Here is a 14,787-nt window from a genome sequence, read left to right as displayed (position 1 = left end):
GGCATGGAGTTGCGCGCGGAGAGATGGCGGACGGGCACACGACGGCGCACGGCACGCCGCGACGCCCTCCGCATCGCAACCAGTGGACTCCAGGGCCGGTCTCCGGACTCGCGGGTTGGGGCAGGTGTGCCCCGGTCGCCGCGCCTTCCCATGCGTGTGCACAGTGGCGGATGCGGCGGCCGTACTCGCTTACCGTTGCGGGGGCAGTGCCGGGATGACCGCGTCGCGCGTTGCGACGCCGGCGTCACCGGCTTCCCGTTTCAGCCCTTGGACGAAGATCCGCGGGCCACCCTGGAGCTGGCGGCATTGTACGGGAAGGGTGCGTGCGGCGGCGCGTGCTGCGACGCGCGCAGGTGGCTCAGTCGCGGTCGCCGCCGCGGTCGGGCTCATCGAGGAAGCCGAACGAGGCGGACGGGGTTTCTTCCTGATGGTGGGTGGTGGTGACCGGCGCGGCGGCGGGACGCCCGCGCGGCAGCGGCAGCTCGGCCGTCGCGGCCTCGACTGCGGCCACCAGCTCCACGCGGCGTTGCTCCGGCACTTCCTGCCAGTGGCAATCGCGCAGCGCGCCTTCGAGTGCATAGAGCAGGTTGAGGCTGGGCTTGAAGCCGGCGCGGCGCACGCGCATGAAGGCGTCCACCGGGCCGGCGCCAACCAGGTCCTGCTCGGTGCGCAGGCCCACCTGGCGCAGCCAGGCGGCGGATTTCGGACCGATGTTGCGCATCTTCAGCGGTGCATTCATGACAGGGACTCGACCCAGATGCGGGCGATGGCTTCCAGCCCTTCCTGATCTTCAACGTCGAAACGGGCCGGCTCCGGACTGTCGATGTCGAACACGCCAACCAGCGTGTCTCCGTGCAGCAGCGGCACCACCAGCTCCGATCGCGACGCGGAGTCGCAGGCGATGTGGCCGGGGAAGGCGTGCACGTCGTCGATCCGCTGGGTCTGGCGGCTGCTTGCGGCCGCGCCGCACACGCCCTTGTCGAGCGGGATGCGCACGCAGGCGGGCAAGCCCTGGAACGGGCCGACCACCAGCTCGGTGCCGTCATGGAAATAGAAGCCGACCCAGTTCAGCCCGGGCAGCGCGTGGTAGACCAGCGCGGACAGGTTGGCGGCGTTGGCGATGCGGTCGTGTTCGCCATGCAGCAGCGCGCGTGCCTGTTGTGCGAGCTGGGCGTACTGCTGCGGCTTGTCGCCGCTTAGACTTGCTGCAGTGAACATGCGGGCAGTGTAGCAGCGCGTGCACGACCCCTCCGGAGGACGGATGAAACACGGTCCAGAACGCGCCGCGGCCTGCCTGTGCATACGCGCGCTGCGGACGTCGGAACGGAAGGACGGGGGCGCGCGGTGAGCCAGGCATGGTTCGTCACCGGCACCGACACCGGCGTGGGCAAGACCTTCGCGTCGGTGGCGCTGCTGCATGCGTTGCGCGCGCGCGGGCTGCGTGCGGTCGGGATGAAGCCGGTGGCCAGCGGCTGCGAACATGGCGCCGATGGCTGGCAGAACGAAGATGCGCTCGCGCTGCGGGCCGCGAGTGATCCAGTGCCGGACTACGCCGACGTGAATCCGTTCGCACTGCCGGTTGCCACCGCGCCGCAGCTTGCCGCGCGCGATGCGGGCATCGTGGTGACGCTGCCGCCGCTGCTGGATGCGTTCGCGCGCTTGTCGGCCAGCGCCGATGCAGTGGTGGTCGAGGGTGCCGGCGGCTGGCTGGCGCCGATGGGCGATGGCCTGGAGCAATCGGCGATGGCGCGCGCGGTGGGCGGGCAGGTGATGCTGGTGGTGGGGCTGCGGCTGGGCTGCCTCAGCCATGCACGTCTGACTGCGAAGGCGATCGAAGCAGACGGTTGCCGGCTGGCGGGGTGGATCGGCAACCGCGTCGATCCGGCATTCGATCGCGTCGACGATTACCTGGCGCTGTTGCGCGAGGCGCTGCCCGCGCCGTGCATGGGCGTGCTGCGGCATGCGGTGGGTGGCGACGGTGCTGTTGCGGCGAAGGAGCTGGTGCTGCCGGAGTGAGCGGCTGCGGCCTGCCCCCACCCCGCACGCGGGGGAGGGTTGGGGCAGTCGGCAGCTCGGTTCAGGCGCGAGCGCGTCCCCTCAACCGTGCTGCGGCTGTGGCGCCTCCGGTGCGTCATCCGCTTCGGCCGCGTCCTCACGGCCCCGGTCGCGCGCATGGTCGCGCGCCAGGTACAGGTAGTACGCCGGCAGTACGAACAGGGTGAACATCGTGCCGATGGTCATGCCCGAGGCGATCACCGTGCCCATCGAGAAGCGCGAAGCCGCGCCCGGCCCCTTGGCGATCAGCAGCGGAATCATCGCGAACACCAGTGCGGCGGTGGTCATCAGCACCGGGCGCAGGCGGATCGCGGTGGCCTGCTCGATCGCCTCGCGCTTGGACAGGCCCTGCTCCTGCAGCTTGTTGGCGAACTCCACGATCAGGATGCCGTGCTTGGAGATCACGCCCACCAGGGTCACCAGGCCGACCTGGGTGTAGATGTTGATGCTCATCCCCGGGAACGCCTCGATCCCGGCGAAACCAAGGACGCCGCTGGCGATCGCCAGCACGTTGAGCGTCAGCAGCGCGCCGCAGATCGCCATCGGCACGGTCAGCAGCATGATCGTGGCATCGCGGAAGCTCTCGAACTGCGCCGACAGCACCAGGAAGATGACGATCAGCGCCAGTCCGAGGGTCATCAGCATCGCCGAGCCCTCCTGCTTGAACTGTCGCGACTCGCCGGCGTAGTCGACGGTGTAGCCCTGCGGCAGCACGTCGCGCGCGGCCTCGTCCAGGATCGCCAGCGCCTCGCCCTTGCTCACGCCGGGGCGCGGGGCGAAGGTGATCGACACCGCATTGAGCTGCTGGAAGCGCTTTAGCGACTGCGGCTGCGCGCTTTCCTGCAGCGTGACCAGGGTCGACAGCGGGATCAGGTCGCCGTTGCGGGTGCGGGTGTAGTAGTTCTGCAGGTCGGAGGCGTTGAGGCGGTCGCTGCGCTGCACCTGCGGGATCACCAGGTAGGAGCGGTTCTGCATCGCGAAGCGGTTGGTGTAGCCGCCCGAGAGCATCGCCGCCATGTCGGCCGCGAGCGTGCGCATGTCGATGCCCAGCGACGCCGCCTTGTCGCGGTCGATGTGCACCTCGATGCGCGGCTTGTCGATCTTCAGGTCCTTGTCGAGGAAGATGAAGCGCTTGCTCTCCATCGCCCGCGCCAGGATCGCGTCGGCCAGTTCGGCGAGCTGGGCCAGCTCGCCCACGCCGCCGATGATGAACTCGCCGCCGCCGTCGCCGCCGGCGCTGGGCAGCGAGGGTGGCACCAGGGCGAAGGTGTTGAGGCCGGTGACGTCGCTGAACTTCGGCTGCAGATCCTGCTCGAGCACCTGCTTGGTCGAGCGGCTGCGTTCGCTCCAGGGCTTGAGCACGAAGCCGGCCATCGCCATCGGGCTCGCGCCGCCGCCGCTGCCGCCGAAGCCGCCGTTGAACAGGAAGTAGTCCTGTACCTCCGGTATGCCCTGCGCGATCGCGGACATCTCTTCGGTATAGCTCTCGACGTAGTCGAGCGTCGCGGTCGGGTCGGCCTGCGAGATCGCGAACACGAAGCCCTCGTCCTCCAGCGGCGCGGGCTCCTTGGGCGCGGTCATGTACAGGAACACGCACGACACCAGCACGATCCCGCCGAACAGGGCGATGATCGCCTTGGTCTCCAGCGCGCCATGCAGGCGTCGCTGGTAGCCGCGCTGGATCTTGTCGAAGCGCGCGTCCAGCCACGCCTCCAGCCGGCCCTTGCTGCCCTCGCCGTGCGGCTTGAGGATCCTCGAACTCATCATCGGCGTGAGCGTCAGCGCGATCACGCCCGACAGCAGCACGCTTCCGGCCAGGGTGAAGGCGAACTCGGTGAACAGGACGCCGGTCAGGCCGCCCTGGAAGCCGATCGGCAGGTACACCGCGATCAGCGTGGTGGTCATTGCCACCACCGGCCAGGCCAGCTCGCGCGCGCCCTTGATCGCCGCGTCAAAGGGCGACAGGCCGTCCTCGATGTGGCGGTGGATGTTCTCCAGCACGATGATCGCGTCGTCTACCACTATCCCGATCGCAAGCACCATCGCCAACAACGTCAGCAGGTTGATGGTGAAGCCCATCAGCAGCATCAGGAACAGCGCGCCCACCAGCGACAGCGGCACGGTCACCGCCGGGATCAGCACGCTGCGCAGCGACCCCAGGAACAGGTAGATCACCACGATCACGATGATCACCGCCTCGATGATGGTGCTGACCACCTCGTTGATCGCGTCCTGGATCGCCTCGGTGCTGTCGTAGGGAATCGTGGCGACGACGCCCTCGGGCAGCTGCGGCACGATCTCGCCGTGCCACAGCTCGCGGACCTCGCCGATCACGTCCAGCGAGTTGGCGTCGGGCGAGACGAAGATGCCCATGAAGGTGGCCGCTTCGCCGTTGATGCGCACCGAGGTGCCGTAGTTCTCCGAGCCCAGCGCCACGTCGGCCACGTCGCCCAGGCGCACGATCGCGCCGCCTTCCTCGCGGATCACCAGCTGGCGGAACTCATCGGCGTTGCGCAGGTCGGTGCGCGCGGTCATGTCGATCGCGACCATCTGGCCCTTGGTCGAACCCACCGCCGAGAGCACGTTGTTGGACTGCAGCGCGTTGGACACGTCGCTCGCGGTCACCTGCAGCGCGGCCATGCGGTCGGGCTTGAGCCACACGCGCATGGCGAAGGTGCCGGCGCCGAGGATGTCGGCGCGCTGCACGCCGTCCACGGTGACCAGCTTGGGCTGGACCACGCGGGTGAGGTAGTCGGTGATCTGGTTGTTGTCGAGCGTCTCGCTGGCGAAGGACACGTACATCGCCGCGATCTGCTGGCCCTGCTGCAGGTCGATCACCGGGTCCTCCGACTCGGGCGGCAGTTGGCCGCGCATCTTGTTGACCTTGGCCGCGATCTGGGTGAGCGCCTCGTTGGGATCGTGGTCCAGGCGGATGTAGGCCTGGATCGTGCTCACCCCGGCCGAGCTGGTGGAGCTGAGGTAGTCGATGCCTTCGGCGCTGGCGATCTCGCGCTCCAGCGGCGTGGTGATGAAGCCCTGGATCAGGTCGGCATCGGCGCCGTAGTACACCGTGCTGACGTTCACCACCGCGTTGCGCAGCTCCGGGTACTGACGCACGTTGAGCTCGGTGAACGCGCGCAGCCCGAAGATCAGGATGAACAGGCTGACGACCAGCGCCAGCACCGGCTTGTTGATGAAGATGTCGGTGAACTTCATGGCGGCAACTCCCCCTCCCCCGCTTGCGGGGGAGGGACGGGGTGGGGGCCCGCGCGCAGCGCGGGAGCAAGGCGATCGCTCAGCGGTTCTGCGCCTCCGGCGCCGCCTCAGCCGTTGGTTGCACCTTGTTGTTGATCGTCACCTCGGCCTCGTTGCGCAGCTTGAGCAGGCCGCTGGTGGCGACCTGCTCGCCGGGCTTGAGGCCTTCGGTCACCGTCACCAGGTCGCCGCGGGTCGGGCCGGTGCGGATGAAGCGCTGGGTCACGACGAGCTTGTCGCCGGTCAGCGCATTGCCCTGCATGTCGGTTTCGCCTTCCCTGCGGGGCACCTTGCCGATCACGAACACCGCGTTGCCGTAGGGATTGAAGCTGACCGCGGTCTGCGGGATCACCACCACCTCGCGCTCGCCGCCGAGCGAGAAGCCCACGCGCGCGAACGCACCCGGGCGCAGCACGCCGTCGGGGTTGTCCAGCGTGGCCTGCGCGGTGAAGTTGCGGGTGTTCGGATCGACCCGCGGCTCGACCGCCGTCACTTCGCCTTCGAACACCTTGCCCGGCAGCGCGTCGACGGTGGCGCGGATGCGCGTGCCGGGTGCGAGCGTATCCATGCGCTGTTCGGGCAGGCTGAAGTCCAGGTAGATCGGGTCGAGCTGCTGCAGGCTCACGATCGGATCGCCCGGCGAAAGGAACTGGCCGAGATTGGCCCGGCGGATGCCGAGCTCGCCGCTGAAGGGCGCGCGGATGGTCTTCTGCGCGATCAGCGCGCGCTGCGCGTCGGCCTGCGCGCGCGAACTGGCGGCCGCGGCGACGCGCTGCTGCATCTCGTCGAGCGAGACCAGCTGGTCGCGCCCCAGCTGCTGCCAGCGTTCGGCCTGGACGTCGGCCAGTTTGGCCGCGGTTTCCAGCGACTTGAGCGTGGCCAGCTCGTTGTCGGTATTCAGGCGCACCAGCACCTCGCCCGCCTTGACCGGCTGCCCGGCCTCGAACTCGATTGCGCGCACCACGCCGCCGGCCTCGGTGGTGACGTCGGTGCCGTTGACCGCGACCAGGGTGCCGACCGCCTCGCCGTCGTCGCTCCAGCGCTCGGTGGTCGCGGTGGCCGCGCTCACCGCGGCCGCCGGCTGCGGCATGTTGTCGAAGAACTTGTTGGTCTGCGCGCCGATCATCGCCTTGACGGCGAACACGCCGCCGAACACCAGCAGCGTCAGCACCAGCATCAGGATCAGGCGTAGCGCGAACCGCGGCTTGCGCTTCGTGGGGGCGGTGGACATGGGAGTCTTCCGTGAACGTCAGTGGGCGGGTACGGACAGTGGGCGTCGAACACGTCTCGGCACAGGCGTTCGACCGACCGGTCGAGCGCATCGTCGTCGCCGGGGCCAAACAGCGGCTGCCAGCCATGGCCGTTGAGCAGTAGTGCGGGTGCTGGAACAGCAGCCGGTAGGGCTCGCCGATGGCCGGATCCAGCAGGCCCCGCTGCTGCGCCAGAGTATGCATGCCCAGACACAGGATCCATGGGCCGATCGTCAGTCCCTCGTCCGCCATGGACCGGGCCTGACTGACACATCCGGTGACCCATCACGCAGGGCGGAAGCGGAGCACCGCCGGAACGTTGCAAACACCGCCAGCAAACCTGACCTGTGGCAGGGTTCCGTTCATCCAGCGAGCAAGTATACTGCCCGGTTCAGAAATTACCTCGCCGCCACCTGCCGCGTGCAGGCCCAGACAGGTCCTCCCCGATGCTCCGTACCGCCGCCGCCCTGCCGCTCGTCCTTTCCGTGTGCCTGCTCGCCGCCTGCGGTGGAGAAGAGGCGCCCGCCCAGCCGCCGCCGCCCGAAGTGGGCGTCGTCGAGGCCAGCGCCACCAACCTGCCGCTGACCCGCGAGATCGGCGGCCGCCTGGCCGGCTTCCGCAGCGCCGACGTGCGCGCGCGCGTCCCGGGCGTGCTGCAGAAGCGCGTGTACGAGGAAGGCAGCGACGTGAAGGAAGGCGACGTGCTGTTCCTGATCGATCCGGCCCCCCTGCAGGCCGCGCTCGGCACCGCGCAGGCCTCGCTGGCGCAGGCGCAGGCGAACTTCGCCAACGCCAAGGCCAACGCCGACCGCGCGCGCCAGCTGGCGCCCACCGAATTCATCTCACGCTCCGACCTGGACAACGCGCTGGCCGCCGAACGCAGCGCCGCCGCCGCCGTGCAGGCCGGCCGGGCCGCGGTGGACGCCGCGCGCATCAACCTCGGCTACGCCACCGTGCGCGCGCCGATCAGCGGCCGTGCCGGCAAGCAGCAGGTCACCGAAGGCGCGCTGGTCGGGCAGGGCACGGTGACGCTGTTGACGACGATCGACCAGGTCGACCCGCTGTACGCCAACTTCTCCATCGGCGTGGGCGAACTGGAGCAGATCCGGCGCGCGCGCGAAGCCGCGCAGGGCGCCGAATCGACGGTCGAGGTGGTCCTGGCCGACGGCAGCGCCTACGAGCACGCCGGCACGCTCGATTTCTCCGGCGACATCGTCGACCCGGCCACCGGTGCGATCTCCATGCGCGCGCTGATCCCCAATCCCAACGGTCGCCTGCTGCCGGGCACCTACGTCACCCTGCGCGCGCGCCTGGGCCAGATGCAGGGCGTGTACTCGATCCCGCAGGCCGCGGTGCAGCGTGATGCAAGAAGCGCCTACGTGATGGTGGTGGGCGCGGACGGCAATGTGGCGCGCCAGGACATCACCCTCGACCGCGCCGACGGCGGCAGCTGGATCGTCACCGCCGGCCTGCAGGACGGCGACCAGGTCATCGTCTCGGGCCTGCAGAAGATCAGCGAAGGCGCGCCCGCCAAGGCCGTGCCATGGACGCCGGCCGGCGCGGCTGGCCAGGCGCCGGCAGACGCCGCACCCGCCAGCGATGGCGACGCGCCCGCTGCCGACGAAGCTCCGTCATCGCAGCCCCCTGCTGCAGATGCGCCTGCGGCCACCGACTCCGCCGAAGGCTGATCCGCCATGTCCAGGTTCTTCATCCACCACCCGATCTTCGCGTGGGTCATCGCGATCCTGATCTCGCTGTCGGGCGTGATCGCCGTGCTCAACATGGGCGTGGAGTCGTATCCCAACGTCGCCCCGCCGCAGGTGACCGTCGGCGCCACCTATCCCGGCGCCGATGCGCAGACCGCCGAGCAGGCGGTCACCCAGGTCATCGAGCAGCAGCTCACCGGCATCGACAACCTGCTGTATTTCAACTCGACCTCGAGCTCGTCGGGGCGGGCCTCGATCACGCTCACCTTCGAAACGGGCACCGACCCGGACATCGCCCAGGTGCAGGTGCAGAACAAGGTCTCGCTGGCCACGCCGCGCCTGCCCACCGAGGTGGTGCAGCAGGGCGTGGTGGTGGCCAAGGCCAACAGCGGCTTCCTGATGGTGGTGGGCCTGCGTTCCAGCGATCCGGACATGGACCGCAACGCGCTCAACGACCTGATCGCCTCGCGCATCCTCGAGCCGCTGGCGCGCGTGCCCGGCGTCGGCAACACCCAGCACTTCGGCTCCGAGTACGCCATGAACATCTGGCTGGACCCGACCAGGCTGCAGGGCTTCGGCATGTCGGCCACCCAGGTGCTGTCGGCAGTGCGCGCGCAGAACGCGCAGTTCGCGGCCGGCTCGATCGGCGCCGACCCGGCGCCCGAGGGACAGGGCTTCACCGCCACAGTCTCGGCCGAAGGGCGGTTCAGCTCGCCCGAAGAGTTCCGCAACATCATCCTGCGCTCGGACGAGGGCGGCGCGATCGTGCGCCTGGGCGACGTGGCGCGGATCGAGGTCGGGGCCCAGGGCTACGGCTTCGACGCGCAGTTCAACGGCCAGCCCACCGGCGCGGTCGCGATCATGCTGCAGCCCGGCGCCAACGCGCTGGGCGTGGCCGAGGCGGTCACCGCGCGGATGGACGAGCTGCAGGCGTCGTTCCCGCCCGGCGTGGAGTGGTTCTCGCCGTTCGACAGCACGACCTTCGTGCGGCTGTCGATCAACAACGTGATCATGACCCTGATCGAGGCCATGATCCTGGTGTTCCTGGTGATGCTGCTGTTCCTGCAGAACCTGCGCGCCACCATCATCCCGACCCTCGTGATTCCGGTCGCCCTGTTGGGCACCTTCCTGGTCCTGAGCCTGATCGGCTTCACCGTCAACCAGCTGACCATGTTCGCGATGGTGCTTGCGATCGGCATCGTGGTCGACGATGCGATCGTGGTGATCGAGAACGTCGAGCGGATCATGGCCGAGGAGCACCTGCCACCGCTGGAGGCCACCGAGAAGGCGATGGACCAGATCACCGGCGCGGTGGTCGCGATCACCGTTGTGCTGGCGGCGGTGTTCATCCCCAGCGCGCTGCAGGGCGGCGCCTCGGGTGAGATCTACAAGCAGTTCGCGATCACAATCGCGGTGGCGATGGGCTTCTCCGCGTTCCTCGCGCTGGGCTTCACTCCCGCGCTGTGCGCAACCTTCCTCAAGCAGCATGCGGCCCCTGGCGAGAAGAAGGAGAACCGCTTCGTGCGCGGCTTCAACCGCGTCTATGACCGGGTGGCGGGCACCTACGTCGGCCACATCGGCAGCGCCGTGCGGCACACGCCGCGCTGGATGGTGGTGTTCGCGGTGCTGACGGTGGCCTGCGGCGTGCTGCTCACGCGCCTGCCGGGCAGCTTCGTGCCGGAAGAGGACCAGGGCTACGCGATGGCGATCGTGCAGCTGCCGCCGGGTGCCACCCTGCAGCGCACGCAGAAGGTGTTCGAACAGGTGCGCGGCACGCTGGAGGGGCTGGACGGCTACGAGGGCATGATGCAGATCGCCGGCTTCAGCTTCGTCGGCCAGGGCGAGAACGTCGGCATGGCCTTCATCAAGCTCACGGACTGGGACGACCGCGACGTCACCGTGCCCGAGTTCATCCAGCAGGCCAATGGCGCGCTGTACGGCATCCGCGACGCGTCGATCTTCGTGGTCAACCTGCCCACGATCCAGGGCCTGGGCCAGTTCGGCGGCTTCGACATGTACCTGCAGGATCGCGCCGGCCTCGGCCGGCAGGCGCTGGCCCAGGCGCAGGGCACCCTGCTCGGGGCCGCGGCGCAGCAGCCCGACCTGCTGGCAGGGGTGCGTCCGAACACGCTGGCCGATGCGCCGCAGCTGCAGCTCGATGTCGACCGCGCGCAGGCCGAGGCCATGGGCCTGTCGACCGGCGACGTGTACAACGCGATCCAGCTGATGCTGGCGCCGGTTTACGTCAATGACTACTTCGCCGACGGCCGCATCAAGCGCGTGGTCATGCGCGCCGATGCGCCCTTCCGCACCGGCCAGGATTCGTTCTCGCGCTTTTATTCGCCCTCGAGCCAGCTGACTGCAGACGGCACGCCGGCGATGATCCCGCTGAGCAACGTGGTGCGTTCGGAGTGGGGCATGAACACGCCCTCGCTGACGCGCTACAACGGCTACTCGGCGGTCAACATCAACGGCTCGCCGGCGCCGGGCCGCAGCTCGGGCGAGGCGATGGCGGCGATGGAGAGCATCGTTGCCGAGCAGTTGCCGGCAGGCATCGGCTCCGACTGGACCGGCATGTCCTATCAGGAAATCATCGCCGGCAATACCGCGACCCTGCTGCTGGTGTTGTCGGTGCTGGTGGTGTTCCTGTGCCTGGCGGCGCTGTACGAGAGCTGGTCGATCCCGGTGTCGGTGCTGCTGGTGGTGCCGCTGGGCATCCTCGGCGCGGTGGTGTTCACGATGCTGCGCGGGTTGTCGAACGACATCTTCTTCATGATCGGCCTGGTGACGGTGATCGGCCTGGCTGCGAAGAACGCGATCCTGATCGTGGAGTTCGCGGTACTCGAGCGCGCGGCGGGCAAGACCCTGCGCGATGCGACGATCGAGGCCGCGCGCCTGCGCTTCCGCCCGATCCTGATGACCTCGCTGGCCTTCATCATGGGCGTGGTGCCGATGGCGATCTCGACCGGCGCTGGCGCCAACGCGCGCCACGCGATCGGCACCGGCGTGATCGGCGGCATGCTGTTCGCCACCTTCCTGGGCCTGCTGCTGATCCCGGTGTTCTTCGTCGCGGTGCGCAGGATGCTCGGCGACAAGATGGACGAGCCATTGCCGCAGAAGCAGCCGGCGCAGCCGCAGGACTGACCGGTCGGCGACGCGATTGATCAAGCCCGCCCCTGTTGCAGGGGCGGGCTTTTTTCATGGTTCTTTCCCAGCCAAGGGAGAGAGCGGCCCCGGTTGCCGGAAGTCCGGCGCGGGCTTCGAATGGACGCCGCGCCCTGTCGACCGGGGATCGCTTCTCGCTCGGTCAGGACATCCTGTCCTGACTCGCGCGCAAAACATCCATGTTTTGCTTTCCGCGATCCCCGGTCGCCAGGACGCGGCTCACTGCGACTGGTGCTGCGATGCTTCGGTGGGAGCTTTTTTCGAAGCCGCGACAGCGACTCGCCGATGGTCGTCCCGGGCCGGGGGTTGCGGAAAGCAGCGCATGGATGCGCTGCGGCGGCGAGTCAGCCATGGATGGCTGACCGAGCCGGGGAGCAACCCCCGGGCCGGGACGACTCCGACCGCAGGCCTGATCCAATCGCTTGCACAGCAGCCGACTCCCCTCGAACAGGACTCGAACGGGAGGAGCGCCCATAAAAAAACCCGGCAGCCGTAGCTGCCGGGTTGCGTCGACGCGAGAGGGGAGGGATCGCGTCGGCTTGGGGACCCGCTTGGATCAGCGACGCTTGGCCGACTTGGTGACCTGGGCGGTCGCGGTCTCGGCGGCAGCCTGGGCCTTCGCCGTGGCGGTCTCGAGCTGCGACTTGGCGATCTGGGCGATGGCTTCGTTGGTCTTCACGGTGCTGCCGAAGACTTCCTGGCCGGCGCCGATGCTGCGCTCGACGTTCTCGCGGGCGATCTGCACACCCTTGGGCAGCAGGGTCTTGAAGCCGTCGAAGTCACGCACCTCGGCAGCCTCGCCGAAGAACGAGAAGGCGGCCTGCGCGTTCTCTTCCAGCGTGGCCAGCTGCAGGCCGAACGCCTTCTGCGCGTTCTCGAGGGTGAGCTGGTTGATGCGCGCGGCGGTGTCGGCGAACTGACGCGACGCGGCGGCGAACTGCTCGTTGTACTGGTAGTTCATGGGAATCTCCTTGGCGGACAGGTGCCGGCACGGATTGCCGGTTTGTGCGATGCAGCATATCCGCCCTATTGTTGCGATGCAACATTTCCCGACGAACGGCACAGCAAGGATTCATCTACCAAGAGAATCAATGGCTTGCGTGTGTCAGCCGCTGTAGCGACAGCCCGACGTGCAGGTTTCCCGGATCACGACTGCGCTCAGCTGCGGCAGCGCGGGCTTGAGCCGCTCCCAGATCCAGGCCGCGAGGCGCTCGCTGGTCGGGTTCTCCAGGCCGGGGATGTCGTTGAGGTAGTGATGATCGAGCTGCTCGTACAGCGGCTTGAAGGCGGCCTTGATGTCGGCGAAGTCCATCACCCAGCCGGTATCGGGACCGGGCTCGCCGGCCACGTGCAGTTCCACCCCGAACGAATGCCCGTGCAGGCGCGCACACTTGTGGCCCGGCGGCACGTTGGGCAGGCGGTGCGCGGCCTCGAGGGTGAAGCTCTTGAAGATTTCCATGCCGCATTGTCCGCGCGCGGCCGCTGGGCGGCAATCGCGCTTGGGGTTTGCGGGGGCGATGCGGTAGCGTACGGCACCTCCGGTAGCGCCGCCCGCGGTTTGTGCCGACGACCGCCGCGTGCAGTTCCCACCCCCGCCATGCCCCGCAAGGAGCAAAGCCGATGACGCCCGAACAACTTCTGTCCACCTACGGCCCGCGCGAGGCCATGGAATACGACGTGGTCGTGGTGGGCGCCGGCCCAGCCGGGCTGGCGACCGCAATCCGGCTCAGGCAGCTGGTCGCCGAGGGCGGGCGCGAAGTTTCGGTCTGCGTGCTGGAAAAGGGCTCGGAGCCGGGCGCGCACATCCTCTCGGGCGCGATCATCGATCCGCGCGCACTGGCCGAGCTGTTCCCCGACTGGGAAGCGCGCGGCGCGCCGTTGAAGCAGGCGGTCGCGCGCGACGAGTTCCTGTTCCTGGACGAATCCGGCGCGAAGTCCACCCCGGCATTCTTCCTGCCCGACTGCTTCAACAACCACGGCAACTACATCGTCTCGCTGGGCGCGGTCGCGCGCTGGCTCAGCGCACAGGCAGAAGCGCTGGGCGTGGAGATCTTCCCCGGCTTCGCCGCCGACGAGGTGCTCTACGACGAGGCCGGCGCGGTGCGCGGCGTGGCCACCGGCAACCTCGGCCTCGGCAAGGACGGCGAGCCGACCGCTGAATTCCAGCTGGGCATGGAGCTGCACGCGAAGTACACGATCTTCGCCGAAGGCTCGCGCGGCCATCTCGGCCGCCAGCTGATCGCGAAGTTCCGGCTCGACGAGGGCCGCGACCCGCAGAGCTACGGCATCGGCATCAAGGAGCTGTGGCAGGCCGATCCGGCGACACACCAGCCGGGCCTGGTGGTGCACACCGCCGGCTGGCCGCTGGCCGACGATACCTACGGCGGCTCGTTCCTGTACCACGCCGAGGACGGCAAGATCGCGGTCGGCTTCGTGCTTGGCCTGGACTATGCGAATCCGTGGCTGAGCCCGTTCGAGGAATTCCAGCGCTGGAAGACGCATCCTGCGATCCGCAAGCATCTGGAGGGCGGCAAGCGCATCGGCTACGGCGCGCGCACGATCACCGCGGGCGGCCTGCTGTCGCTGCCGAAGCTCGTGTTCCCGGGCGGGGCGATGGTGGGCTGCGAGGCTGGCTTCCTCAACGCCAGCCGGATCAAGGGCAGCCATGCCGCGATCAAGACCGGCATGCTCGCCGCCGAGGCCGCGTTCGCGGCACTGGGCGAAGGCCGCGCGCATGACGAACTTACTGCGTATCCGCAGGCGTTCGAGGGCAGCTGGCTGCACGCCGAGCTGCTGCAATCGAAGAATTTCAAGCAGTGGTTCAAGAAGGGGCGCACGTTCGCCACCCTGATGACCGGCATCGAACAGTGGCTGCTGCCGAAGCTCGGCATCCGCAACCCGCCGTGGACGATCCATCGCGACAGGCCCGATCACGCCTGCATGGAGCCGGCGGCGCAGCACGCGCGCATCCAGTATCCAAAGCCCGACGGCGTGTTGACCTTCGATCGGCTCAGCTCGGTGTTCCTGTCAAGCACGATCCATGACGAGAACCAGCCCAGCCACCTGACGCTGAAGGACGCGTCGGTGCCGGTGGAGGTGAACCTGAAGGAATACGCCGGCCCCGAGGCGCGCTACTGCCCGGCGGCGGTGTACGAGTTCGTGGGGGAGCCTGGCAACGAACGGCTGCAGATCAACTTCGCCAACTGCGTGCACTGCAAGACATGCGATATCAAGGACCCGACCCAGAACATCGTGTGGGTGGCGCCGCAGGGTGGCGGCGGGCCGAACTACGCAGGAATGTAGCGACTGGCGCCGGTTGTGGCGGACATCGGCATTCCACTGCGCCTGTCATTTCG

Annotated in this window: 10 protein-coding genes and 1 riboswitch; of the genes, 4 read left to right on the top strand and 6 right to left on the bottom strand. The window is 68.6% G+C overall.

Annotated elements, in window-relative coordinates; all coding sequences use genetic code 11:
- Positions 1–76 precede the first annotated feature (76 nt).
- Positions 77–309: riboswitch (cobalamin riboswitch) on the bottom strand.
- A gap of 49 nt (positions 310–358) precedes the next feature.
- Together ACW5DW_RS10930 and ACW5DW_RS10925 are read right to left on the bottom strand one after the other, a co-directional pair.
- On the bottom strand, positions 359–739 hold the full coding sequence (locus tag ACW5DW_RS10930) for a TfoX/Sxy family protein (RefSeq protein WP_457018890.1): 381 nt from the start codon (positions 737–739) through the stop codon (positions 359–361).
- A complete protein-coding gene (locus ACW5DW_RS10925; protein ID WP_457018889.1) occupies positions 736–1,218 on the bottom strand; it encodes a GAF domain-containing protein in 483 nt (160 codons plus the stop codon). The genes ACW5DW_RS10930 and ACW5DW_RS10925 overlap by 4 nt, the downstream gene beginning before the upstream one ends.
- Before the next feature lie 126 nt (positions 1,219–1,344).
- On the opposite strand from ACW5DW_RS10925, the gene bioD reads away from it, so the two are divergent.
- On the top strand, positions 1,345–2,016 hold the full coding sequence (bioD, locus tag ACW5DW_RS10920) for a dethiobiotin synthase (protein ID WP_457018888.1): 672 nt from the start codon (positions 1,345–1,347) through the stop codon (positions 2,014–2,016).
- Positions 2,017–2,097: 81 nt separating this feature from the next.
- Here bioD and ACW5DW_RS10915 read toward each other — a convergent pair whose 3' ends face one another.
- Positions 2,098–5,271: an efflux RND transporter permease subunit gene (locus ACW5DW_RS10915; protein ID WP_457018887.1), complete on the bottom strand. Its 3,174-nt coding sequence runs from the start codon at positions 5,269–5,271 to the stop codon at positions 2,098–2,100.
- 79 nt (positions 5,272–5,350) lie between these two features.
- Positions 5,351–6,541: an efflux RND transporter periplasmic adaptor subunit gene (locus ACW5DW_RS10910; RefSeq protein WP_457018886.1), complete on the bottom strand. Its 1,191-nt coding sequence runs from the start codon at positions 6,539–6,541 to the stop codon at positions 5,351–5,353.
- Positions 6,542–7,006: 465 nt separating this feature from the next.
- Here ACW5DW_RS10910 and ACW5DW_RS10905 point away from each other — a divergent pair, with 465 nt between their 5' ends.
- Together ACW5DW_RS10905 and ACW5DW_RS10900 are read left to right on the top strand one after the other, a co-directional pair.
- Positions 7,007–8,248, top strand: coding sequence for an efflux RND transporter periplasmic adaptor subunit (locus ACW5DW_RS10905; RefSeq protein ID WP_457018885.1), 1,242 nt, complete (start codon positions 7,007–7,009; stop codon positions 8,246–8,248).
- A gap of 6 nt (positions 8,249–8,254) precedes the next feature.
- Positions 8,255–11,410 carry a multidrug efflux RND transporter permease subunit gene (locus ACW5DW_RS10900; protein WP_457018884.1) on the top strand — a complete coding sequence of 1,052 codons (3,156 nt, stop codon included), beginning with the start codon at positions 8,255–8,257 and terminating at the stop codon, positions 11,408–11,410.
- A gap of 577 nt (positions 11,411–11,987) precedes the next feature.
- On the opposite strand, the gene ACW5DW_RS10895 is transcribed toward ACW5DW_RS10900, so the two are convergent.
- The gene (locus tag ACW5DW_RS10895; protein ID WP_457018883.1) at positions 11,988–12,392 is read right to left on the bottom strand and encodes a phasin family protein; all 405 of its coding nucleotides are present in this window, start codon (positions 12,390–12,392) and stop codon (positions 11,988–11,990) included.
- A 144-nt stretch (positions 12,393–12,536) separates the two neighbouring features.
- Positions 12,537–12,890: a 6-carboxytetrahydropterin synthase QueD gene (gene queD / locus ACW5DW_RS10890; RefSeq protein ID WP_457018882.1), complete on the bottom strand. Its 354-nt coding sequence runs from the start codon at positions 12,888–12,890 to the stop codon at positions 12,537–12,539.
- A gap of 161 nt (positions 12,891–13,051) precedes the next feature.
- On the opposite strand from queD, the gene ACW5DW_RS10885 reads away from it, so the two are divergent.
- On the top strand, positions 13,052–14,734 hold the full coding sequence (locus ACW5DW_RS10885; RefSeq protein WP_457018881.1) for a 4Fe-4S dicluster domain-containing protein: 1,683 nt from the start codon (positions 13,052–13,054) through the stop codon (positions 14,732–14,734).
- The last annotated feature ends 53 nt before the right edge of the window (positions 14,735–14,787 follow it).

It is taken from the genome of Luteimonas sp. A482 (genome assembly GCF_054072655.1).
This window is presented reverse-complemented; position numbering and strand designations above follow the sequence as displayed.